Annotated in this window: 15 protein-coding genes; 11 read left to right on the top strand and 4 right to left on the bottom strand. The window is 72.9% G+C overall.

Features of this window, described 5'->3' with window-relative positions:
- The first annotated feature begins 79 nt into the window (after window positions 1-79).
- A complete protein-coding gene (locus tag ACLJQZ_RS16370; RefSeq protein WP_410620835.1) occupies window positions 80-982 on the top strand; it encodes a glutaminase in 903 nt (300 codons plus the stop codon).
- Here ACLJQZ_RS16370 and ACLJQZ_RS16365 read toward each other — a convergent pair.
- The gene (locus ACLJQZ_RS16365) at window positions 979-1596 is read right to left on the bottom strand and encodes a transcriptional regulator (RefSeq protein ID WP_410620834.1); all 618 of its coding nucleotides are present in this window, start codon (window positions 1594-1596) and stop codon (window positions 979-981) included. The genes ACLJQZ_RS16370 and ACLJQZ_RS16365 overlap by 4 nt on opposite strands.
- Complete coding sequence (locus tag ACLJQZ_RS16360; RefSeq protein ID WP_410620833.1) at window positions 1593-2732, bottom strand: threonine synthase; 1140 nt, start codon at window positions 2730-2732, stop codon at window positions 1593-1595. Before ACLJQZ_RS16360 ends, ACLJQZ_RS16365 begins: the two co-directional genes overlap by 4 nt.
- A 757-nt stretch (window positions 2733-3489) precedes the next feature.
- Between ACLJQZ_RS16360 and ACLJQZ_RS16355 the strand changes: the two genes are divergently transcribed.
- The 8 genes from ACLJQZ_RS16355 (at window position 3490) to ACLJQZ_RS16320 (ending at window position 19849) form a co-directional block, all read left to right on the top strand.
- The gene (locus ACLJQZ_RS16355; protein ID WP_410620832.1) at window positions 3490-10410 is read left to right on the top strand and encodes an SDR family oxidoreductase; all 6921 of its coding nucleotides are present in this window, start codon (window positions 3490-3492) and stop codon (window positions 10408-10410) included.
- Window positions 10411-10415: 5 nt separating this feature from the next.
- Entirely contained in the window at window positions 10416-14714 is a 4299-nt protein-coding gene (locus ACLJQZ_RS16350) for a beta-ketoacyl synthase N-terminal-like domain-containing protein (protein ID WP_410620831.1), read from the top strand.
- Window positions 14711-15016 (top strand): acyl carrier protein, encoded by a 306-nt coding sequence (locus ACLJQZ_RS16345; RefSeq protein WP_247051642.1) that lies wholly within the window; start codon window positions 14711-14713, stop codon window positions 15014-15016. The genes ACLJQZ_RS16350 and ACLJQZ_RS16345 overlap by 4 nt, the downstream gene beginning before the upstream one ends.
- Window positions 15013-15819, top strand: a complete 807-nt coding sequence (locus ACLJQZ_RS16340) for an alpha/beta fold hydrolase (protein WP_410620830.1) — start codon at window positions 15013-15015, stop codon at window positions 15817-15819. Before ACLJQZ_RS16345 ends, ACLJQZ_RS16340 begins: the two co-directional genes overlap by 4 nt.
- Window positions 15819-16982 (top strand): glycosyltransferase, encoded by a 1164-nt coding sequence (locus ACLJQZ_RS16335; RefSeq protein WP_410620829.1) that lies wholly within the window; start codon window positions 15819-15821, stop codon window positions 16980-16982. The genes ACLJQZ_RS16340 and ACLJQZ_RS16335 overlap by 1 nt, the downstream gene beginning before the upstream one ends.
- 47 nt (window positions 16983-17029) lie before the next feature.
- Window positions 17030-17485, top strand: a complete 456-nt coding sequence (locus tag ACLJQZ_RS16330; RefSeq protein ID WP_410620828.1) for a GNAT family N-acetyltransferase — start codon at window positions 17030-17032, stop codon at window positions 17483-17485.
- An 80-nt stretch (window positions 17486-17565) separates the two neighbouring features.
- Window positions 17566-17718: a hypothetical protein gene (locus ACLJQZ_RS16325; RefSeq protein WP_410620827.1), complete on the top strand. Its 153-nt coding sequence runs from the start codon at window positions 17566-17568 to the stop codon at window positions 17716-17718.
- A 91-nt stretch (window positions 17719-17809) separates the two neighbouring features.
- Complete coding sequence (locus ACLJQZ_RS16320; protein WP_410620826.1) at window positions 17810-19849, top strand: DHA2 family efflux MFS transporter permease subunit; 2040 nt, start codon at window positions 17810-17812, stop codon at window positions 19847-19849.
- A 202-nt stretch (window positions 19850-20051) separates the two neighbouring features.
- Here ACLJQZ_RS16320 and ACLJQZ_RS16315 read toward each other — a convergent pair whose 3' ends face one another.
- The gene (locus ACLJQZ_RS16315) at window positions 20052-20891 is read right to left on the bottom strand and encodes a PHP domain-containing protein (protein ID WP_410620825.1); all 840 of its coding nucleotides are present in this window, start codon (window positions 20889-20891) and stop codon (window positions 20052-20054) included.
- A gap of 39 nt (window positions 20892-20930) precedes the next feature.
- On the opposite strand from ACLJQZ_RS16315, the gene ligD reads away from it, so the two are divergent.
- Both ligD and ACLJQZ_RS16305 read left to right on the top strand, forming a co-directional pair.
- Window positions 20931-21884, top strand: coding sequence for a non-homologous end-joining DNA ligase (gene ligD / locus ACLJQZ_RS16310; RefSeq protein ID WP_410620824.1), 954 nt, complete (start codon window positions 20931-20933; stop codon window positions 21882-21884).
- 19 nt (window positions 21885-21903) lie between these two features.
- The gene (locus ACLJQZ_RS16305) at window positions 21904-22338 is read left to right on the top strand and encodes a hypothetical protein (protein ID WP_410620823.1); all 435 of its coding nucleotides are present in this window, start codon (window positions 21904-21906) and stop codon (window positions 22336-22338) included.
- Here ACLJQZ_RS16305 and ACLJQZ_RS16300 read toward each other — a convergent pair.
- The gene (locus ACLJQZ_RS16300) at window positions 22269-23465 is read right to left on the bottom strand and encodes a thiolase family protein (RefSeq protein WP_410620822.1); all 1197 of its coding nucleotides are present in this window, start codon (window positions 23463-23465) and stop codon (window positions 22269-22271) included. The two genes, ACLJQZ_RS16305 and ACLJQZ_RS16300, sit on opposite strands and share 70 nt — an antisense overlap.
- Window positions 23466-23560: the final 95 nt, after the last annotated feature.

Below are 23560 nucleotides of genomic sequence, written 5' to 3'. Positions count from 1 at the left end.
CGTATTTCCCGTTTCGATTTGACAAGATCACCTTCGACCCCCAATCCTCGCGCGTCCCGCCCGCCTCTACGCTACGGCCGTGGATCTCGCGGCGCTGCTGGACCGGATCGCGGACGACGTCGCACCCGAGGTCGGCCGCGGCGCCGTGGCGGACTACATCCCCGCCCTGGCCCGGGTCCGGCCGGGGTTCGGCATCGCGGTGGCCGATGTGGACGGTGCCGTGCACGGCGCGGGCGACTGGCTGCGGCCGTTCTCCGTGCAGAGCATGTCGAAGGTCTTCACCCTCGCCCTGGTGCTGGCCCGCGGCGACGACGTCTGGACGCGGGTGGGCCGCGAACCGTCCGGCGATCCGTTCAACTCCCTGGTGCAGCTGGAACACGAGGACGGCATCCCGCGCAACCCGTTCATCAACGCGGGCGCGCTGGTGGTGACCGACGAGCTCACCTGCCACGGCGACGCGGTGGGCGCGCTGCTCGCGTTCCTGCGCGCGGAAAGCGGCCGCGCGGACATCGACGTCGACGCCGAGGTGGCCGCGTCCGAGGCCGGCCACGCCGACCGCAACCGCGCGCTCGCGTACTTCATGGCCTCCTACGGCAACATGCGCAACCCGGTACCGTCCGTTTTGGACCAGTACGTCCGCCAGTGCTCGATCGCGATGTCCTGCCGCGACGTCGCCCGCTCGGCGTTGTTCCTGGCCCGCCACGGCATCCGCAACGACGGCACCCGCCTGCTCGGGCTCAGCTCGGCGAAGCGCATCAACGCCGTGATGCTGACGTGCGGCACCTACGACGCGGCGGGCGAGTTCGCCTACCGCGTCGGCCTCCCGGGCAAGAGCGGCGTCGGCGGCGGGATCGTGGCGATCGTCCCGGGCCGCTGCGCGGTCTGCGTCTGGAGCCCGGGCCTGGACGCCCGCGGCAACTCGGTGGCGGGCGTCGCGGCCCTCGACCGCTTCACGACGCTGACCGGCTGGTCGGTCTTCTAGCGCAGGTAGTTGTAGACGCTCGCCCGCGAGATGCCCAGCAGCTCGGTCAGCGCCGGCACCGCGTTCTTCAGCTCCAGGAACCCGCGGGCCTTCAGCAACCGCACGAGGTCCTTCTTCCCGGCCGCCGGGAGGGTGCGCGGGGTGTGGCCGAGGTCGGCCGCGTAGTCCTCGACCAGCGCTCGCAGCTCGTCGGCCGTGCGGGCCCGCAGGGTCTCGGTCAAGGGCGCCGGGTCGTCGGTGCGGGTGAGGCGGGTCAGGGCGTGGGCGGCCGAGCCGAGCACGGAGACGTCGAAGTTGAGGCACAGCGCGGCGACGTACTCGCCGGCCGAGTTGCGGAGGCCGATCGACGTGCTTTTGGCCGGGCGGCCGTCGGCGAAGCGGTTCGGGTAGTTCTGCAGCACGTCCGGGAACGCGGGGTCGGCGATCCGGGCCAGGCCCAGCTCGGTCGCCGGGTCGCCGACGGCGCGCCCGGACAGGCCGCCTTCGATCGCGCGCACCCCGTGCGCCGGGTCGCGCAGGTCGTGCAGCACGACCTCGCACAGCCCGGGGAACATCCGGCCGACGGCGTGCGCGATCTTCTCCGCCTCGCGCAGCAGCAGCTCGTCCTCGGTCATCCGAGCAGTTCCCGCAGCTTGTCCGGCGCCTTCAGCCCGGATCCGGTGAGTACGACGACGGTGGTCTCGCCCGGCCGGATCGCGCCGCGGTCGCGGAACACGTCGATCGCCGCGGCGGCGCTCGCGCTGGTCGGTTCGGCGTAGAGGCCGAGGGACGCGAGGCGCCGGGCGGCCGCGGCGATGGCGTCCTCCTCGATCGCGGCCGTGTCGCCGCCCGAGCGCCGGATCGCCGCGACGACCTCGGGGAGCCGGATCGGATGCCGGATCGCGGTGCCTTCGGCGACGGTCGGGGCGAACGGCGGCGGCTGCCGGTCGTGGAACGCGGCGTCGATCGGGGAGCAGTTGCGGGGCTGCGCGACGAGCAGACGCGGCCGTCGCGCGATCGAACCGGCGTCGAGGAGTTCGCCGAACCCGAGGTCGAGGCCCAGCACGATGCTGCCGGCGCCGGCGACCGTGACGACCGCGTCCGGCGCGCGGAACCCCAGGTCCTCCCACAGTTCGTAGGCGAGGGTCTTGGTGCCCTGCAGGAAGAACGGGTGCCAGTTGTGGCTGGCGTAGGTCGTCGACGCCGAGCGCCGGACCGCCTCGGCGGCGGTGTCGTCGCGGGTGCCGGGCACGAGTTCGACGGTCGCGCCGTACGCGCGGGTCTGCAGGACCTTCGCGGCGGACGTCCCCTCGGGGGCCAGGACGGTCGCGGCGATCCCGGCAGCGGCGCTGTAGGCCGAGACCGACGAGCCGCCGTTGCCCGAGCTGTCCTCCAGGAGTTCCGTCACGCCGGCGCCGGCCAGCGCCGCGACCATCACGCTGGACCCGCGGTCCTTGAAGCTGCCGGTCGGGCTGAACCACTCGAGCTTGAACCGGACCTCGGCCTCGCCCCACGGCTGCCGGACCAGGGGAGTGCAGCCCTCTCCGAGCGAGAGCGGACGCAGGTCGCCGGGCAGAGCGGCGCGGTAGCGCCAGAGCGACCGGACGCCGGTGTCGACGTCGCCGGGCGTCAGGCCGGGCCGCGGCGCGACGGTGAGCGGGGCGCCCTCGTCACCCCGCCAGCGCCGCGGGTCGCCCGGGTAGCGCGTCCCCGACCGCTCGTCGACGTACCAGTACTCCACGACCACCTCCACGCTGGACAGTTGGTCCAAGCTTAGACGTCATGTCTACGGTTACCGACAAGTACGCGAAATGTTTTCAGCTTCTTCTCAGGAAAGATCCGTAACGCGCGTGGTGGAGATTTCGACCTCGGCCGCGCGGGGTCTGGTATCCGGGGGAACCGATGGTGTCCGGGCGAATACCCGCAGTCGCCTGCGCGGGCGGGCGTGCTCCGGGCTCCGGGCGCGGGGATCCGGCCCTTCCGGGTCGTGTGAACACGGGGAATCCCGGAGGTCGGCGAATCCACAGTGGACTCGCGGGGGTGCGGCGAGCCCGGTCCGGTCTTTTACGATTATTCTTCGGGGTGTCCGCAAAAATGCCGGGTGAATAGTCCCCGCGTGATCTGCGGCACGGTTCCGCGTTATTGCCGTGACGGCTTCGGCGCATGGCCGATTTTACCGTCGCGACACTTCGCGTTGGCTCCCGGGAAACAGTGGACCCGCCGGACGGAGTGGTCCGGTGTGGCCAGTCCCGCTGCGTCCACCGGGTGAGATGGCTTGCCCCGTATGGAGGTGTGGGACACGTGTACCACGAGGTATGACTATTGACCGCCGTACAAGGCAATCCCGCGTCCGATCTCGACCCGTGGTACGTGACGGCCGCGTTAAATTCTTGCGTCTCCAGCCTGGTCGCTCCCGAATTTTCTGCACAACCACCACGAATTCGTGGTGGGTTGTTGACGGAACGGGATGAACGCGCTTAAGTACTCCCCGTTACCCCATCACCCTTTCGTGCGTAGCGGGAGTTCCCATGCGTGTCTCGAAAGACGTCCGCGTACCGGCCGTGCCGGTCGTCGCCGTCTCGCCGCTCGCGTGGCCTTCCGCGCGGGGCGTCGCGGCCGCCGCGCGCGGTGGCGGGCTCGGCGTGCTCGACCTCACCGGCCCGGGCGACACCGCTTCGGAAGAGCTCGCCCTCCTGGCGGAATGGGAGATCCCGGCGTTCGGGGTCCGGCTCACGCGCCTGGCCGCGGGCATGGAGTTGCCCGAGGCCGCCGGCACTGTCCTGCTGACCGAGGACTCGCCGTGCACCGCGCGCGACTTCCCGGGACGACGGGTGCTGGCCGAGGTCACCAGCCGCGCGTCGGCCGCGCGGGCGGTCGGCGGTGGCGCCCACGGCTTGATCGCCCGCGGTCACGAGTGTGGCGGCCGGACGGGTGAGCTGAGCACTTTCGTGTTACTCCAGGCCTTGCTGGCCGACGAGACCGTCCCGGTCTGGGCGGCGGGCGGGATCGGCCCGCACACCGCGGCCGCCGCCATCGCGGGCGGCGCGGCCGGCGTCGTCGTCGACACCCAGCTCGCGTTGCTGCCGGAGGCGGAACTGCCGTCGGCCCTCACCACCGCCGTCACCGGCCTCGACGGCTCCGAGACGGTGGTCGTCGACGGCGTCCGCGTGCTGTCCCGCCGCGGGACAGCCGTGACGTCGATCGAGGCCGGCCAGGACGTCTTCCTCGCCACCCGCTTCCGCGACCACTGGGGCACGGTGACCGCGGCCGTGCGCGGTCTCGGCGACGCGATCGGCGACGCACTGCGCGCGGACGTCACGGTGCTCGGCCCGGACACCGCGGGCAGCCGCGCGTTCGGCACCACCCAGCCGGTCGCGCAGGGCCCGATGACCCGGGTGAGCGACCAGGCCGCCTTCGCCGCCGAGGTCGCCGCGGGCGGGGCGCTGCCGTTCATCGCGCTCGCGCTGTCCGGCCCGGAGCAGACCCGCGAAGTCCTGGAACGCACGCGCGAAGCCGTCGGCGGCGCGCCCTGGGGCGTCGGCGTGCTCGGCTTCGCCGCCGACGACGTCAAAACCGCGCAACTCGAGGTCATCCGCGAACTGCGGCCCACCCACGCGATCATCGCCGGCGGCCGCCCGGCCCAGGCCGCGGCGCTGGAAGACGCCGGCATCGCCACCTTCCTGCACGTGCCCTCACCCGGCCTGCAGAAGCAGTTCCTCGAGGCCGGCGCGCGCAAGTTCGTCTTCGAAGGCTCGGAGTGCGGCGGGCACGTCGGCCCGCGCACCAGCTTCCCGCTCTGGGAGGCCCAGCTCGGAATCCTCGGCGACTTCCTCGCCACCACCCCGGACGCCGCCGCGCAGCTGCAGATCCTGTTCGCGGGCGGGATCCACGACGAGCGCTCGGCCGCGATGGTCGCCGCCCTCGCCGCGCCGGTCGCCGCCCGCGGCGCCGCCATCGGCGTGCTCATGGGCACCGCCTACCTCTTCACCCACGAAGCCGTCGACGCCGGCGCGGTGCTCCCGCTCTTCCAGCGGCAGCTGCTCGAGGCCCGGCACACCGACCTGCTCGAAACCGCGCCCGGCCACGCCACCCGCTGCGTCCGCAGCCCGTTCACCGAGGAGTACGCCGCGCTCAAGGCGGACCTCGCCGAGCAGGGCGTGCCCAGCCGCGACGCGTGGGAGCAGCTGGAGACGCTCAACGTCGGCCGCCTCCGCCTGGCCAGCAAGGGCATCGAACGCGTCGGCGCCGACCTGCGCGAGGTCGGCGAAGACCGGCAGCTCACCGAAGGCATGTTCATGGCGGGCGAGGTCGCCGTGCTGCGCTCGGCCGTCACCACGATCGCCGAGCTGCACACCGCCGTCGGCGACGGCGCGAACGCCTTCCTCCGCGAGCGGGCCGCCGCGGTCGGCGTCACGACGCCGGAGCCGCCCGCCCCCGAACCCCTCGACATCGCGATCGTCGGGATGGCCTGCATGTTCCCGCAGGCCCCGGACCTGGCGTCGTTCTGGGCGAACGTCCTGGCCGGCGCGGACGCCGTCACCGAGGTCCCGCCGCAGCGCTGGGACACCGGCCTCTACTTCGACCCCGAGGGCCAGGGCGAGAAGACGCCGTCACGCTGGGGCGGCTTCCTGCCCGAGATCGGGTTCGACCCGCTGCGCTACGGCATCCCGCCGTCGTCGCTGGCCAGCATCGAGCCGGTCCAGCTGCTGGCGCTCGAAGCCGCGCACCGGGCGCTCGCCGACGCGGGTTACGGCGAGCGCGCCTTCGACCGGACGCGGACGTCGGTCGTGTTCGGCGCCGAGGCGGGCAGCGACCTGTCCAACGCGATGAGCCTGCGGACCGTCTTGCCGTCCTATGTGGGCGAACTGCCGGCCGGGCTCGACGAGCGGCTGCCGAAGATCACCGAAGACTCGTTCCCGGGTGTCCTGGCCAACGTCATCGCGGGCCGGATCGCCAACCGGCTCGACCTCGGCGGCGCGAACTACACCGTCGACGCGGCCTGCGCGTCTTCGCTCACCGCCGTCGACGTCGCCTGCAAGGAGCTGACCGCCGGCACCAGCGACCTCGTCCTGTGCGGCGGCGCGGACCTGCACAACGGGATCAACGACTACCTGCTCTTCGCCTCCGCGCACGCTCTTTCGCCGACCGGGCGCTCAGCGACGTTCGACAGCGCGGCCGACGGCATCGCGCTCGGCGAAGGCGTCGGCTGCGTCGCGCTGAAGCGGCTCGCCGACGCCGAACGCGACGGCGACCGGGTGTACGCCGTGATCAAGGGCGTCGGCGCGGCGTCCGACGGGCGCGCGCTCGGGCTGACGGCGCCCCGGCCGGAAGGCCAGCACACCGCGCTGACCCGCGCCTACCGCAACGCCGGCGTCTCGCCCGCGCAGGTCGGGCTGGTCGAGGCGCACGGCACCGGGACCGTCGTCGGCGACCGGACCGAACTGAGCACGCTGACCAAAGTCTTCACCGAGGCCGGGGCCGCGCCGGGCGGCTGCACAATCGGTTCGGTGAAGTCGCAGATCGGCCACACCAAGTGCGCCGCGGGCCTCGCCGGGCTGATCAAGACGGCGCTGGCGCTGCACACCGGCGTCAAACCGCCGACCCTGCACGTGACCGCGCCGAACCCGGCGTGGGACGCCGCGACCAGCCCGTTCGTGTTCCAGTCGGCGCCGCAGCCGTGGAGCGCGCCGGCCGCCGAGCGGATCGCCGGGGTCAGCGCGTTCGGCTTCGGGGGCACCAACTTCCACGTCGTGCTCGGCGCGCACGACGGCGTCCCGCCCGCCCAGGTCGGCGACGAGTGGCCGGCCGAGCTGTTCACCTTCGCCACGGACGCGGCGGCGCGGGACCTCCTGGCGCTGGCCGAGGACGTCCCGGCGGGCAAGCAGCCGTGGCGCCTGCGGGATCTCGCGCTGAGCGCGTCGCGCCGGTCCGAGGCCGCCGGGAAGGTCCGGCTCGCCGTTGTCGCGTCCACAGTGGACGAACTGACCGGGTTGCTGCGTCAGGCGTTGGCCGGCTCCGACGCGCCGGGCGTGTACCGCTTCGGGGACTTCGAGCCGGGCGAGGTCGCGGTGCTGTTCCCCGGCCAGGGCAGCCAGCGGCCGGGGATGTTCGCCGAGCTGTTCGTCACGTTCCCCGAGCTGCAGCGCTACCTGCGGCTCGACCCGGCCACCGCCGCGACGGTGTTCGGCCCGGCCGCCTTCGGCGAGCCGGCCCGCCAGGCCGCGGCCGACCGCGTCACCGACACCCGGGTCGCCCAGCCCGCGCTCGGCCTCGCCGGGCTGGCCGCGTTCCGGCTGCTGACCCGCGCCGGCGTCCGGCCCGCGATGGCCGGCGGTCACAGCTACGGCGAGCTGATCGCCCTGGCCGCGGCCGGCGCCCTCACGCCGGAAGCGCTGCTGCACGCCAGCCACGCCCGGGCCGACGCGATTCTCGACGCGATCCCGGCGTCGGACCCGGGCGCGATGGCCGCGGTCTCGGCGTCCGCCGCCACCGTCGGCGAGGTCATCGCCGACCTGGACACCGTGGTCCTGGCGAACCACAACTCGCCGGCGCAGACGGTGATCTCCGGACCGACCGCCGACATCGAGACGGCGGTCGGGCTGCTGCGGGCCGCCGGGCTCGGCGTGAAACGGCTCACGGTCGCGTGCGCGTTCCACAGCCCGCTGGTCGCGGCCGCAGGGGAGACGTTCGGCCGGGCCCTCGGCGCGATCGGCGTCGTCCGGCCCACCATCCCGGTTTACGGCAACCGCACGGCGGCGCCCTACCCGGACGACGTCCGCGGCGAACTGGCCGCGCAGATCGGCTCGCCGGTCCGGTTCGTCGAGCAGATCGAAGCGATGTTCGCGGCGGGCGCCCGGGTGTTCGTCGAGGCGGGTCCCGGCGCGGTGCTGGCGAAGCAGGTCGCGGCGATCCTCGGTGACCGTCCACACCGGACGGTCGGGTTCGAGCAGCCGGGCCGCCGTGGCCTGCCCGGGTTCCTGAACGCGCTCGCGCAGCTGGCGGTCTCCGGCGTGCCGATCGAGACGGGCTGGCTGTTCCGCGGCCGCGACGCCGTCGACGCGGCGTCCGTCCCACGCCCGAAGCGTCCCGGGTGGACGGTGGACGGCCACCTGCTCCGCACCGCGGACGGCACGATCCCGGCGGGCGCGCTGCGGCCCGCGGAACGCCTCCCGCAGGTCCAGGCCCCGGCCGCCGCTCCGGTGTCGGCGGGCACGTCGGACGCGATGGTGGCGGACTTCCTGCGCACGAGCCGCGAGATGATCGCGGCCCAGCGCGACGTACTGCTGGGCTACTTCGGCACCGACATCCCAGCGGCCGTCGCCCCGGTCGTCGAGGCGGTCCCGGTGCCGGCCGGTGGCCAGCGCCCCAATGTGGCGTTGGGTGCGTCCAGCGCACCGAACGCCACATTGGGTGCGTCTGATGCACCCAACGCCACATTGGGGCGCTCGGTGCTGGACACCGTCATCGAGGTGATCGGGGAGCGGACGGGGTATCCGGTGGACATGATCGAGCCGGATCTCGATCTGGAAGCCGATCTGAGCGTGGATTCGATCAAGCGCGCGGAGATCGCCGGGGAACTGGCGACCCGGCTGGGCCTCGACGCGGGTGAGGACATTGAGACGTTCGCCAAGGCGCGGACCGCCGCGTCGATCGCCGAGTTGATCGGGGCTGGGGTACCGCAGCCTGTCGTGCCGGTCGTTGTGGTCGCCGCGCGGTCCGTTTTGGACACCGTCATCGAGGTGATCGCCGACCGGACCGGGTATCCCGGGGACATGATCGAGCCCGACCTCGATCTCGAAGCCGACCTGAGCATCGACTCCATCAAACGCGCCGAGATCGCCGGGGAACTGGCCACGCGCCTCGGCCTCGACCCGGACGGTGACGTCGAGGAACTCGCCAAGGCCCGCACCGCCGCCGCGATCGCCGCGCTCGTGGGTGGGGCAGCCGAGCCGAAGCCGGTCCCGGCCAGTGACGCAGCCGACCAGCCGCGAACCCAGCCCGAGGCCGAGACTGGGCCGCAGCCCGCCACCGTGGGTGGGCCGCGGCCGGTGATCGTCGCGCCGAAGCGCCTGGTCATGGCCGAATTCGACCTCTCGCCCGCCGCCACTCCCGACGTCGCCGGTCGGACGTTCCTGATCCTCGGCACCGGCCCGCTGGCCGAAGCTGTCCGGACGAGGCTGACCGCCCTGGGCGCCACGGCCGAGATCGCCGACGCCGTCCGCCCGGGCTTCGACGGCGTCATCGACCTGCCCGACGCCGACGCCGGGCCGGTGCTGCCCGCAGCCTTCCCCCGCTATCGCGACGCTCTGGCCGGAAACCCCGCCTGGCTGCTGACCGCCGGTCCCGGCGAAGGACTCCGCGGCTTCTACCGCAGCGTCTCGCGCGAATACCCGGAGACGATCGCCCGGGTCGTCGAGCAACCACCGGGCACGAATGTTGCCGACCAGGCCGAAAAGATCGTCGAAGAATTGTCCACTGTGGACCGCGAACCCGTCGTGCTCCGGGACGGCGGGAAGCGCAGCGGGCTCCGGATGACCGAACAGGGCCTCGGCCTGCTCGGCAGCAGCGGCGCCGGACCGGCCGGTGACGGCACCGCCGAAGCGGCCGCGGCCGGGCTGGACCGCGAGTCGGTCGTCCTGCTCGTCGGCGGGGCCAAGGGCATCACCGCCCGGTTCGCCGCGACGCTCGCCGCCGCGTCCCGCTGCCGTCTCGAGCTGGTCGGCCGGACGCCCGTGCCGTCCACCGAGGACGAATACCCGCACGCGACGGACGCCAAGGAACTGCGCGCCGCCCTGATCGCGAGCGGTCTGAGGAGTCCGGCCGAGATCGAACGCGAGGTGCGCCGCATCCTCGGCGAACGCGAGGTCCGGGGCACCCTGAAACGGCTCGAAGCGCTCGGCAGCCCGGTGCGCTACCAGTCCGTCGACATGCTCGACGCCGAGGCCGTGCACCGCGCGGTCAAGGAGATCCACGCCGAGCACGGCCGCCTCGACGGCATCGTCTACGCGGCCGGCGTCATCGAGGACAAGCTCGTCGCCGAGAAGACACCCGAGTCGTTCACCCGCGTCTACGGGACCAAAGTGGACGGGGCCAAGACGCTCCTCGAAGCGACGGCGGACCTGCCCGACGAGCCGAAGTTCGTCGTCCTCTTCGGCAGCATCGCCGCGGCGCTCGGCAACCGCGGCCAGTCGGACTACGCCGCCGCCAACGACGCCCTGGAAGCCCTCGGCCGCCGCTGGCCCGCCGGGCGTGCGGTGACCGTCCACTGGGGACCGTGGGCGCCGACCGGCACCAACGACGGCATGGTCACGCCGGCGCTGATGCGGGAGTACGCCCGCCGCGGCATCGAGCTGATCGACCCGGAGGAAGGCACCCTCGGCCTGCTGCGCGAGCTGGCCTGGGGCCGCCCGGAGACCGCCGCCGTCGTCCACACCGCCTCGGGCTGGTGACGCGGATGCCGGGCCCCGTCGCGATCGTCGGCATGTCGGTGCTGCTGCCCGGCGCGCCGGACCTCGACACGTACTGGCGCAACCTCGTCGGCGGCGTCGACGCGATCACCGAGGTGCCGCCGGAGAAGTGGGACAGCGCGCACTACGCCCCGGACGCCGAGCGGCGCGCCGACCGGATCTACTGCCGGCGCGGCGGGTTCGTCGACGAACTGGCCGAAGTGGACGTCACCGGCTTCGGGATCATGCCGAACTCGATCCCCGCCACCGAGCCCGACCAGCTGATCGCGCTGCGGGTCGCGGCCCAGGCCCTGGCCGACGCCGGTGGCCCGGACCGGTTGCCCGCCGACCGCTCCCGCGTCGGCGTCATCCTCGGTCGCGGCGGCTACCTGACACCGGGATTGGTGCGGCTCGACCAGCGCGTCCGCACCGCGAGCCAGCTCGTGCGCACCCTCGGCGAGCTGCTGCCGGAGCTGGACGCCGACCGCCTCGACGCCGTGCGGCAGGCCTTCACCGACCAGCTCGGCCCGGAGGCGCCGGAGTCCGCGATCGGGCTCGTGCCCAACCTGGCCGCGTCGCGGCTCGCCAACCGCCTCGACCTGCGCGGCCCGGCGTACACCGTGGACGCCGCGTGCGCGTCGTCCCTGATCGCGGTCGACCACGCCGTGCGCGAGCTCGCCTCCGGCCGGTGCGACGTCGTGCTCGCCGGCGGCGTGCACCACTGCCACGACATCACGTTCTGGAGCGTGTTCACCCAGCTCGGCGCCCTGTCGCCGTCCGAACGCATCCGGCCGTTCCACCGCGACGCCGACGGCGTGCTGATCGGTGAGGGCACCGGCGTGGTCGTGCTCAAGCGGCTCGTCGACGCCCAGCGCGACGGTGACCGCGTCTACGCCGTGGTCACCGGCACCGGCGTCGCCTCCGACGGGCGGACCGCCAGCCTGGCCAACCCGGACTCCGGCGGCCAGGTCCGCGCCGTCCGCCAGGCCTGGGCCGCCGCCGGGCTCGACCCGCGGGACCCGGACTCGCTGGGGCTGCTCGAAGCGCACGGCACGGCGACCCCGGCCGGCGACGCGGCCGAGCTCACCACGCTCGCCGAGGTGTTCGGCCAGGCCGGGAGCGCGGTGCTCGGCTCGGTGAAGTCGATGATCGGCCACACGATGCCGGCGGCCGGCGTGGCCGGGCTGGTCAAGGCCGCGCTCGCCGTCCACCACGGCGTCCTGCTGCCGACGCTGCACTGCGACGACCCGAACCCCGCCCTCGAAAAGACGCGCTTCTCCACTTTGGACACCGCGCGCCCTTGGGACGCGGCGGTGCGCCGCGCCGGGGTCAACGCGTTCGGGTTCGGCGGGATCAACGCCCACGTCGTGCTGGAGCAGGCCCCGGACCGAGCTGCCCCGGTCGTCGTGCGCGAGGCCGAGCGCGTGCTGCGGCTCGCCGCGCCGACCGTCGAAGCGCTGCGTAACGTCCTTTCCGGACCGGATCGCGCGGTGCTCACCGCGCCGGAGGGCACCGGGCCCGTGCGGCTCGGCATCGTCGACCCGACCGAGAAACGCCTGGCCCTGGCCCGCAAGGCCGTCGGTCGGGCACGGCCGTGGCGCGGCCGCAACGACGTCTGGTTCGCCGACAAGCCACTGCTCGGCCCGGGCGGCGGCAAGCTCGCGTTCGTCTTCCCCGGCCTCGAAGCCGAACTGGCCCTGAACTGCGGAGACGTCGCCCGCCACTTCGGGTTGCCATGGCAACACACCGACGCAGAGGTCGGCGACGTCGGCCGTCAGGGCGCCGCGGTGTTCGAGCTGGGCCGGCTCCTGGAAACGGCTCTGCGGCGGATGGGCGTGACGCCGGACGCCGTCGCCGGCCACAGCCTCGGCGAATGGACCGCGATGGCCGCGGCCGGGATGCACGCGACGGCCGAGATCGACGCCTTCCTCGCCGGGTTCGACCCGGACACGCTGGTCGTGCCGGGCCTGGCGTTCGCCGCGATCGGCGCGCCCGCCACGCAGGTGCTCGCCGAGCTGGCCGGCCGCGACGACGTCGTGCTGTCCCATGACAACTCCCCGAACCAGGCGATGGTCTGCGGGCCCGCCGCAGCCGTCGACGCGCTCGTGAAGACGTTCCGGGCAGCCGGGACCGTGTCCCAGGTCCTGCCGTTCCGCTCCGGCTTCCACACCCCGATGCTGCGGCCTTACCTCGGCCCGATCCGCGCGGCGGCCGACGGCTTCACGCTGCACCCGCCGCGGGTGCCGATCTGGTCGGCGACGACGGTGTCGGAGTACCCGGCCGCCGAGGCCGACGTCCGCGCGCTGTTCGTGCGGCACCTGCTCGAACCGGTCCGGTTCCGGCCGCTCGCCGAGACGCTGCACGCGGCCGGGTTCCGGGCGTTCGTGCAGGTCGGCGCCGGCCAGCTCGGCTCGCTCATCGGCGACACCCTGCACGGCGAGGACCACCTCGTCGTCGCGGCGCACTCGCCGCACCGGCCCGGACTCGCCCAGCTGCTGCGCGTCGCCACCGCGTTGTGGGCCGAGGGCGCGTCCCTCGACGGCACGGCGCTGCCGGGCCAGGCCCGCGCCGTGACCCGCAAGGCCGTCAAGCTGGACCTCGGCGGGCACGTCATCACCCTGGACGACCGGACCCGCGCGCAGGTCGGCGCCCGGCTGGCCCAGGGGTCCACTGTGGACGTCCTGGCCGGGAAGGGACCTCTCGCCGCGGAGTTCGCGGCGCTGTTGCAGGACACGGCGAACCTGGCGTCCACTGTGCTCGGTGGGCGCAAGACCACCACGCCGCCGCCGGTCGAGCTGCGGACCACTTTGGACGTCTCGGTCGACGCGATGCCGTACCTGCTCGACCACTGCTTCTTCAAGCAGCCACCGCGGGCCGACCCGGGTGACCGCTGGCCGGTGGTGCCCGCCACCACGGTCATCGACCACCTGATGGGCTTCGCCGAGCAAGCCGCGCCCGGCCGGCGCGCGATCGCGGTGCACGACGTCCGGCTGAACCAGTGGATCACCGCGATCCCGGCGGTCACCGTGCCGGTGCACGTCGTGCCCCGAGGTCGTGACCGGGTGTTCGCCGCACTGGGCGGCTACTCCCAGGCCGTCGTCGAGCTGGCCGGGTCCTACCCGGCCGCAGGCGTTGCGCCGTGGCGGTTCCCGGCGTCGACGGAGGAAGTCCCCGAGACCCAGGCTCGCGAGCTGTACGACGATCGGTGGATGTTCCACGGCCCGCGTTTCCAGGGCGTCACTGAGCTGACCGCCGTCGGCGACCGGCACGTCCGCGCCGTGCTCACCACCCCGGCCGCGCCCGGCGCGCTGCTGGACAACGTCGGCCAGGTGCTCGGCTACTGGATCATGTCCCGGCTGCCGGAACGCACCACCGTCTTCCCGGTCGCGATGCGCGAGATCCGGTTCCACGGACCGCACCCGGCGCCGGGGGATCGGCTGGAGTGCCTGGTCAGGATCACGTCGCTGACCCACGAGTTTCTCGACGCCGACATGCAGCTCGTCCACAAGGGACAGGTCTGGGCCGAGTTCACCGGCTGGCGCGACCGCCGGTTCGACAGCAACCCGGAGATCCGCCAAGCCGACCGGACGCCCGAGCGCTCGACACTGTCGAAGGAACAACCCGGTGGCTGGGCGCTGGTCCACGAGCAGTGGCCGGACCTGGCGACGCGCGAGCTGATCATGCGCAACTACCTCGCTGGCCCGGACCGCGGCGCCTACGACCGGCGCCCGCCGCGCGGCCGCCGTCAGTGGTTGCTCGGCCGGATCGCCGCGAAGGACGCCGTCCGCCAGTTCCTCTGGGCGCGCGGCGAACCCGAGATGTTCCCGGCCGAGCTGAGCATCGGCAACGACGACGCGGGCCGCCCGTACGCGACCGGCGCGTACGGCCGGGAGCTGCCGGAGGTGACGATCTCGGTGGCCCACCGCGCCGAGGCCGGCGTGGCGATCGCGCGGTTCGGCCCCTGCGGGATCGACGTCGAAGAGGTCGCGCCGCGCGCGGAGTCCACTGTGGATGCGGCGTTCGGGCCGGCCGAACGGGCGCTGTTCGCAAGTCAGGAGGGCGATCCGGACGTCTGGTTCGCCCGGTTCTGGACCGCGAAGGAAGCCGTCGCGAAACTGCGCGGCACCGGCCTGCGGGGTGAACCCCGCGACTTCGAGGTCGTCGCGGCGGCGCCGGAAGCGCTGACCGTCCGGGTGGCCGGGCACGACCACCACGTCCGCTGCACCGAGACCGCGAACCTGCCGGGCGCACCGCCGCGCCGGTACGTCGTGGCCTGGACCGAGGAGACGAAGGAGACTGCGGAATGAGCATCGAGACGACGGCCACCGGCGAGGCGGCGGTGCTCGCGCAACTCGGCGGGATGCTGCGCGAACTGCTCGAGGAGTACGGCCTCGACGACGCGGAGATCACCATGGACACCACGTTCCACGACGACCTCGAGCTGGAGAGCGTCGACCTCGTGGCGTTGTCCGGGCAGCTGCGCGAGCACTACGGCGAGCGCGTCAACTTCGCGACGTTCATCGCCGAGCGCGACCTCGACGAGATCATCGCGTTGACCGTCGGCGAGCTGGTCCGGTACATCGTCGCCTCGCTGCGGGACCGGCCGTGAGCCGGATCCGGGCGGGCGAGCTGGACGTCCACGTCCAGCGCCTGACCCCCGACGTCCCGCTCGACGGCGACGCGCCCATCGTGGTGTGCGTCCACGGGCTGCTCACCGACAGCCTGGCCAGCTACTACTTCACCCTCGGGCCGGCCTTCGCCGAACGCGGCCTCGACGTGCTGATGTACGACCTGCGCGGGCACGGCCGCACGACCCGGCCGGAGAGCGGCTACCAGCTCGAATCGTTCGTCGTCGACCTGGTCGACGTCCTCGACGCGCTCGGGATCACCCGGCCGGTGCACGTCATCGGCAACTCGTTCGGCGGCTCCGTGGCCTTCGGGCTGGCCGCGGCGCGGCCCGACCGCGTCGCCAGCGTCATCGCCATCGAAGCCGAGCCGCCGACGGCGGCGTGGACGCGGCACATGGCCGACGGCCTCGCCGACGCGAAGACCCGCCTCGCCATCGACGAGGTGATCGGCTGGATCAAGGACAACCACGGCGCGCACACCGCGCGGCTGTCCAAGGCGGCCAACCGGATCCTCCAGACGACCACGATGGCCGACGACATCCCGCGCAGCGCGACCATCAACGCGGACCTCTCGGACGTCCACTGCCCGGTGTTCGCTCTCTTCGGCGGCGATTCGGGGCTGGCGGCGCAGGTGCCGCACTTCGAGGAGCACCTCGACCACTGCCGCACCGTGGTGCTGCCCGACCAGGGGCATTCGGTGCTGGTCGAGCGGACCGCCGAGACCATCGAGCTGATCTTCGACTGGGTCCGCGACGTCTCCCGGCTCCCGGCCCGGGTGCGGTAGTGGCCCGGTTCCTGTTCGTCGTTCCGCCGCTGGTCGGGCACGTCAACCCGGCCGCCGGGGTGGCCGCCGAGCTCACCGCGCGCGGTCACGAGGTCGCCTGGGCCGGGCACGACGAGCTGCTGTGGCACCTGGCCGGCCCGGACGCGCTCGTGTTCTCGTGCGCCCTGCCGCCGGACGCGCCGGAGCGCCCGCCCGAGCTGAAGGGGCCCGCCGCGCTGCGGTTCCTCTGGCAGGACTTCCTCGTCCCGCTGGCCGACGCGATGGCGCCCGGGGTCGCCGCGGCCATCGACGCGTTCGGACCGCACGTGGTCGTCGCCGACCAGCAAGCTCTCGCCGGCGGCCTGCTCGCCGACGCGCGCGGCCTGCCGTGGGTCACCTCCGCGACGACGTCCGCCGAGCTGGTCGACCCGCTCGCGGGCATGCCGAAGGTCGCGGACTGGGTGGCCGAGCTGCTGGACGGCCTGCGCGCGCGGATCGCCGGCGGCTCAGCCGATCCCCGGTTCTCGCCGCACGGCGTGCTCGCCTTCACCACCCGCGAACTGCTCGGCGCGGTCGCGCTGCCGCCGAACGTCCGGCTGGTCGGCCCGTCCATCTCCGGCCGGCCGTCCACAACGGATTTCCCGTGGGAGTGGCTCGACCCGCTGCGGCCCACGGTGCTCGTCTCGCTCGGCACCGCGAACACCGACGCCGGCACGGGATTCCTCACGTCCACTGTGGACGCCTTCGCCGGACGGGAAGCCCGGGCCGTCGTCGTGGACCCGGGCGGGGTGCTCGGTGCCGTGCCGCCGAACGTCCTGGTGCGCCCGCGCGTCCCGCAGCTGCCGCTGCTCGCGCACGTCGACGCCGTGGTGTGCCACGCCGGGCACAACACCGTCTGCGAGACGCTCTGGCACGGCAAGCCGCTGGTGGTGGCGCCGATCCGCGACGACCAGCCGATCGTGGCCGCCCAGGTGGCCGCGGCCGGCGCGGGCGTCCGCCTGCGGTTCGGCCGCGCGGACGCCGGCCGCGTCGGCGCGGCGGTCGACGAGGTGCTCACCGAGCCGTCGTACCGCCGGGCCGCGGAGACGCTGTCGGCGTCGTTCCGCGCCGCGGGCGGCAGCCCGGCCGCGGCGGGACACCTGGAACAGCTGGCGCTGGAGAGCCTGGCGCACCTGCGGCCCTGAAAGATCGATATTTACACCGAAAAATCATCCGGGTTACCTTGCTCGGCATGACAGTTTCCGAGTGCACGGCCGAGGAAGTCCCGCAGCTCGTGGCGTCGGCGGCGGGGTTGTTCGCCGAAGACGGCGGCCGCCACGACCCGTTCATGGACACCGGCTGGCCCGCTCGGGAGGGCACGGCCTACTACGCCGCTCTGGTCCGGGATCCGGCCGTCCTCTGCCTGCTGGCCCCCGGTGGCGGTGGCCACCTGGTGGGACGGCTGTGCCGGCCGAACCCGCTGCGGCCGGGCGTGGTGACGGCGGACCTGGAGAGCCTGCGGGTCGACGCCGGGCACCGGCGCGCCGGGATCGGCGCCGAACTCGTGGCCGCCTTCTTCGCCTGGGCGAAGGAAAACGGGGCGACCGAGACCAGGGTCAAGGCCTTCGCGGCCAACGAGGGCGCGCTGGAGTTCTACCGGGCGCAGGGCTTCGAGCCGTTCGAGGTGATACTGCGGCGAACCTCCTGAGTCGTACTGGGCCGCCAACCTGGCTCGCTCCGCTGGAGACCTACCTGCTCAGTGACCTGTCGGCGGGGATCACCGACCAGGTGCTGCGGCCGGCCGAAGGGCACCCGCACGTCGTCCGCCGGCCCGCGATCGTCCGGCCCGTGCCGCACCGGGAGGAGTGGACGGCCGAGGAGATCGCGGCGGCCGTCGCCGGAGCGCTGGAACCGCCGCCCCGGGACCGCTGGACACTCTGACCGTTTCACCGGAACGGGTGACTCTCCACAGTGGACTCCGCGCCGGCCGCTCCCGCGCACTAGCTTGGGAGGCCGAGCGAGGGAGGGTGCCATGACGGCCACCGCGGAGGTCGCCCACGAGCCGGCGCCCGCGCAGCTCAGCGAGGGCCGGGTCAACGCCGTCTTCGGCGCGGTGCTGCTCGGCATGCTGCTGGCCGCGCTCGACCAGACCATCGTCGGCACCGCGTTGCCCACCATCGTCGGCGACCTCGGGGGCGCCGGGCACCTGTCCTGGGTCGTCACGTCCTACCTGCTCGCCGAGACGATCATGACCGTCGTCGTCGGCAAGCTCGGCGACCTGTTCGGCCGCAAGCTGATGTTCCAGCTGTCGGTGATCGTCTTCGGCATCGGCTCGTTCTGCGCCGGGTTCGCCGACAGCATGGTCTGGCTGATCGTCTGGCGCGCGGTGCAGGGCCTCGGCGGCGGCGGGCTGATGGTCACCTCGACCGCGCTCATCGCCGACGTCGTCCCGCTGCGCGAACGCGGCAAGTACCAGGGTGTGCTCGGCTCGGTGTTCGGCGTGGTGACCGTGGCCGGCCCGATGCTCGGCGGGTTCTTCGTCGACCACCTCTCGTGGCGCTGGGCGTTCTACGTCAACATCCCGCTGGTCATCGTCGTCCTGATCGTCGCGTCCGCGGCGATGCCGAACGCGCGCGCCGCGGTCAAGCCGGTGATCGACTACCTCGGCATCCTGCTCATCGGTCTCGCCGCGACCGGCCTGACGCTCGTCACAAGCTGGGGCGGCACCCAGTACGCGTGGGGGTCGCCGACGATCATCGGAATGGCGATCGGCTCGGTGGTGCTGCTGGGCGCGTTCGTCTTCGTGGAGCTGAGAGCCGCGGAACCGATGCTGCCGATGCGGCTGTTCCGGAACCCGGTGTTCACCGTCGGCGGGATCATGAGTTTCGTCGTCGGGTTCGCGATGCTCGGTGCGTTGTCCTACCTGCCGACGTACATGCAGTACGTCCAGGGCACGTCGGCGACGACGTCGGGGGTGCGGCTGCTGCCGATGGTGCTGGCGTTGCTGGTGGCGTCGATCACCGCCGGCAACGCTGTCAGCAAGACCGGGCGGTACAAGATCTTCCCGCTGGTCGGCGCCGCGGGGATGACGATCGGGCTGTACCTGCTCTCGCGGCTCGACACCGACACCGGGTTCTGGGAGGCGTCGGCCTACATGGCCGTGCTCGGCTTCGGCATCGGGCTGGGAATGCAGGTGCTGACCATCGCCGTGCAGAACACCGTCGACTACGCCGACCTCGGCGTCGCCACCTCCGGTGTGACGTTCCTACGGTCGATCGGCAGCTCGTTCGGCGCGGCGATCTTCGGGACGGTGTACGCGAACCAGCTCGCGCCGAACCTGGCCGCCGCGGTGGCCGCCCATCCGCTGCCACCCGGCGTCGACCCGCGCGTGACGCAGATCCCGAGCGCCCTGCACGCGCTGCCGGACGCGGTGTCGGCGCCGGTGATCCAGGCCTGCAGCGACTCGCTGCACGTCGTGTTCCTCGCCGCCGCGCCGGTCGGCCTGGTCGCGTTCGCGCTGGCGTTCTTCCTCAAGGAGGTCCCGCTGCGCGACACCGCGCGCGCCGCGGCGCCGGACCTCGGCGACGGCTTCGCGATGCCGGAGGCCCGCACGGACGACCGCGAGCTGGAACGCGCCGTCGCGACGCTCTTCTTCCGCGAGCGTCGCAAGGTCGCCCCGGCGATCGTCGAGCGCGCCGGCAGCGACCTCGACGAGGGCGGCATCTGGTGCCTGCTGCAGGTCCACCTGCGGGAACGCCGGGGCGAGCCGGCCACGCTGCGGGCGATCGGCGAGCACTTCGGCGTCCCGGCGCCGGTGCTGGAACCGGCGTTCAACCGCCTGGAGCTGACCGGCCACCTGCGTTACGCGGGCGGTGGCTGGGAGCTGACGGACGCGGGCCGCGAGGAGTTCGCCAAGGTGGTCCGGGCGTGGCACGACTGGCTGGCGTCCCGCCTCGGCGACTGGGGCACGGGCGACCGGGCCGAGCTGGACGCGGCGATCGGCCGGGTGGCCACGCGGCTGCTGGACCAGAGCACGGAGGTCCGCGCCTACGGCCGCCACGCCCTGGCGTGACCCGTCACCTTCGAGTGAAGCTTTGCTGCGCAAAGCGGAGCTTTCGTAGGGAAAGATGCGTCCAGGCGGCCTCCAGACGCATCTTTCCTAGCGAAAGTGGCGTCCGGACGGTCACCAGAGGGGGCACCTTTAGGGTGACTCAGGTGGTCACTTTCACGTGAAAGTGACCGCCTGGGGGCGGCGCTTTCACGTGACTGTGGCGTCAGCGGCGCCAGAAGTCGTGTGGGGTGCGGCCCGGGCGAAAGCTGCAGGACTCCACCAATGCCGCCGCTTCGGTGAAGCCGTGGCCGACCAGGCCCGGCTCGTGGGCGTCACTGCCGAACGCTACCGCGTCGCCGCCGTCCTCGAACCACCAGCGGACCACTTCGCCCGGCAGCGGCACCTTCGTGTTGACCTCCAGGGCGCGTCCGCTGCCGGCCAGGGCTCGCAGCACCGTGCGGAACTCCTCCTCGAAATCCGCCGCCACGAACGGTGGTCCCTCGGCGGGCCACGAGCGCAGGGCGTAGTCGATGTGCGCCAGCACGGCGAAGTCCGCCGTCGACTCGACCAGGCCCAGCACCTCCGACAGGTACGCGCGCAGAATCGCGGCCGCCGGGCGATCCGACACGACCGTCAGCTCCTGATGGTGACCGTCGTCGCCCGGCAGCGAGTGCACCGAGCCCAGCACGCGATCAAACGAGTGGGAAGCCAGGAGGGCGTCGGCGCGCGAGCGGTGCCAGTGCGGCTCGCTCAGCTCCACTCCGGACAGGATCCGCAGGTCCGAGAACCGGCCGCGGCACTCGTCGACCGACGCCAGGTAGCCCTCGACGTCGAGGTCCGGTGGCTCCAGGACGCCGTCCGGGCGCAGCCGGACCCGGAAGTGGTCCGGCAGCAGCGGGCGGATCGGCTCCGGGATCAGCCACGGCGTGAGATCCGCGTGCTCGGTGAACGCGACCGACGGCAGCCCCAGCTCCAGCGCGCGTGCACACGAGCCGATCATCGACCCGGTGACCGTGTCCCAGGACCATTCGGTGTGGACGTGGCCGTCCGTCGGCAGACTCACCGGACCACCGTAACGCCGGATTTGAGCTAGCGTCTGCGTATGGCGCAGAAGGCGGTGGAGCTGGAGGTCGGGCCGCACACGGTGCGGATCTCGAACCCGGACCGGGTGTACTTCCCGGCCCGCGGCGAGACCAAGCTCGACCTGGTCAACTACTACCTCTCGGTGGGCGACGGCATCGTCAACGCGCTGCGCGAGCGGCCGTGCATGCTGCACCGCTTCCCGTCCGGCGTGGCGGGGGAGAAGGTACACCAGAAGCGCGTCCCGAACGGCGCGCCGCCGTGGCTGGAGACCGTCCGGGTCGAGTTCCCGCGTTACAAGCGGCACGCGGACGAGCTGTGCGTGACCGAACTGGCGCACGTCGCCTGGGCCGTGCAGATGTCCACTGTGGAGTTCCACCCGTGGAATTCGCGCCGTGCCGACACCGAAAAGCCCGACGAGTGGCGCATCGACCTCGACCCGATGCCCGACTGCGGTTACGACCGCGTCCGCCGCGTCGCGCACGTGGCCCACGAGATCCTCGACGAACTGGGCGCGGTCGGCTGGCCCAAGACGTCCGGCGGCCGCGGGCTGCACGTCTACGTCCGGATCGAGCCGCGCTGGGGTTTCCAGGACGTCCGCCGCGCCGCGCTGGCCTTCGCGCACGAAGTGGAGCGACGCGCCCCGGACGAGGTGACGACGACCTGGTGGCGCAAGGACCGCGACCCGCGCACGCTGTTCGTCGACTACAACCAGAACGCGCGCGACCACACGATCGCCAGCGCGTATTCGGTGCGCGGCAACCCGGAAGGCACGGTCTCGACGCCGGTCCGCTGGGACGAGATCGACGACGCCGAGCCCGGCGACTTCACCATCGCGACCGTCCCGGCCCGCTTCGCCGAGCTGGGCGATCTCCACGCCGGCATCGACGACGCCGTGTTCTCCCTCGACCCGCTGCTGGAGTGGGCCGACCGCGACGGCATCGAAAAGGCTGTCGAAGAACCGCCCGGAGACTGACGTATTTCCGGGCGGTCTCATGGCTCCGCTCGGTATGAAGATCGTGCTGTCCGGTGTGGACGCCGGGGCGTGGAGCCTGGTCGCGCTGCAGGTGATCCTCGAACGCGAAGGCCACGTCGTGTGCGTGGCGGCCGACGTGCTCGCGGCGTGCCGCCGTGAACAGCCGGACTGCCTGGTGCTGTCCACCGTGTTCGGTGCCTCGGGCGTGGACGTGCTGCTCCGCGTGCGCGCCGACCCCGGACTGGGCGGGTTACCGGTGGTGATCGGAGGCCGCCTGCCGGGCACGCGCGCGGACCTGCTCGACCTCGGTTACGACGACGCGTTCCCGGTCGCCGCCACGGATCCCGGGGGAGCCGTGGCGGCGTTGCGGGCCTACCTCGTACGTCAGTCGAGACGCTCGATGATCGTCGCGTTGGCGAGGCCGCCCGCCTCACACATCGTCTGCAGGCCGTAGCGGCCGCCGGTTTCCTCCAGCACCGACAGCAGCGTCGTCATCAGGCGGGCGCCGCTGCCGCCGAGCGGGTGGCCGAGCGCGATCGCGCCGCCGTGCACGTTGACCTTCGCCAGGTCCGCGCCGATCTCGGCCTGCCAGGCCAGCACGACGCTGGCGAACGCTTCGTTGACCTCGAAGGCGTCGATGTCGGACACGCTGAGCCCGGCCCGGTCCAGGACCTTGCGGGTCGCCGGGATGACGCCGGTGAGCATGTACAGCGGGTCGTCGCCGACCACGGCGAAGTTGCGGATCCGCGCTCGCGGACGCAATCCGAGCGCCGCGGCCGTCTCGCTGCTGGTGACCATGAGCGCGGCGGCGCCGTCGTTGATCGGCGAGGAGTTGCCCGCGGTGACGCGCCAGTCCAGGTCCGGGAAGCGCTGCTCCCAGACGTCGGCGCGGAACGCGGGCTTCAGCCCGGCCAGGATCTCCGGTGTGGTGCCCGGGCGGACCGTCTCGTCGGTCGTGACGTCGACGAGGACGCCGTCGGGGCCGGGAGCCTTCAACGGTGCGACCTCGCGGGCGAACTTCCCGTCGGCCCACGCCTTCGCGGCGCGCTGGTGGCTTTCGGCGGAAAACGCGTCGAGCCGCTCCCGCGTCAGGCCCCACTTGGCCGCGATCAGTTCGGCGCTGATGCCCTGCGGCACCAGGCCGTCCGGGTAGCGGGCGGCGACCTGCGGGCCGAACGGGTCACGCCCGGCGACCTGGCTGCCCATCGGCACCCGGCTCATCGACTCGACGCCGGACGCGATCACGGCGTCGTACGCGCCGGCGATGACGCCCTGCGCGGCGAAGTGGACGGCCTGCTGGCTGCTGCCGCACTGCCGGTCCACCGTCACGGCGGGTACCGACTCCGGCAGGCCGGCGGCGAGCGCGGCCCAGCGGGCGGTGTTCATGCTCTGCTCGCCGATCTGGCCGACGGCGCCGCTGATGACGTCGTCGATCCGGGCCGGGTCGACGCCGGTGCGCTCGACGAGCGAGCGGAGCGCGTGGGCGTGCAGGTCGACCGGGTGCACCCCGGCCAGTGTCCCGTTCGGCTTGCCCTTGCCGATGGGGGTCCGTACCGCGTCGACGATCACCGCGTCCGTCATGGCGTCTGCCTCCTCGCAGATCGGGGATACCCTCGGTATACGCCGGGTGAGTTGGATTGCACAACTGACCTGTTCGCCAGGTCACACGCTCTTGA

The organism is Amycolatopsis sp. cmx-8-4 (genome assembly GCF_046548675.1).
In the GTDB taxonomy this organism is placed as follows: Bacteria; Actinomycetota; Actinomycetes; order Mycobacteriales; family Pseudonocardiaceae; genus Amycolatopsis.
This window is presented reverse-complemented; position numbering and strand designations above follow the sequence as displayed.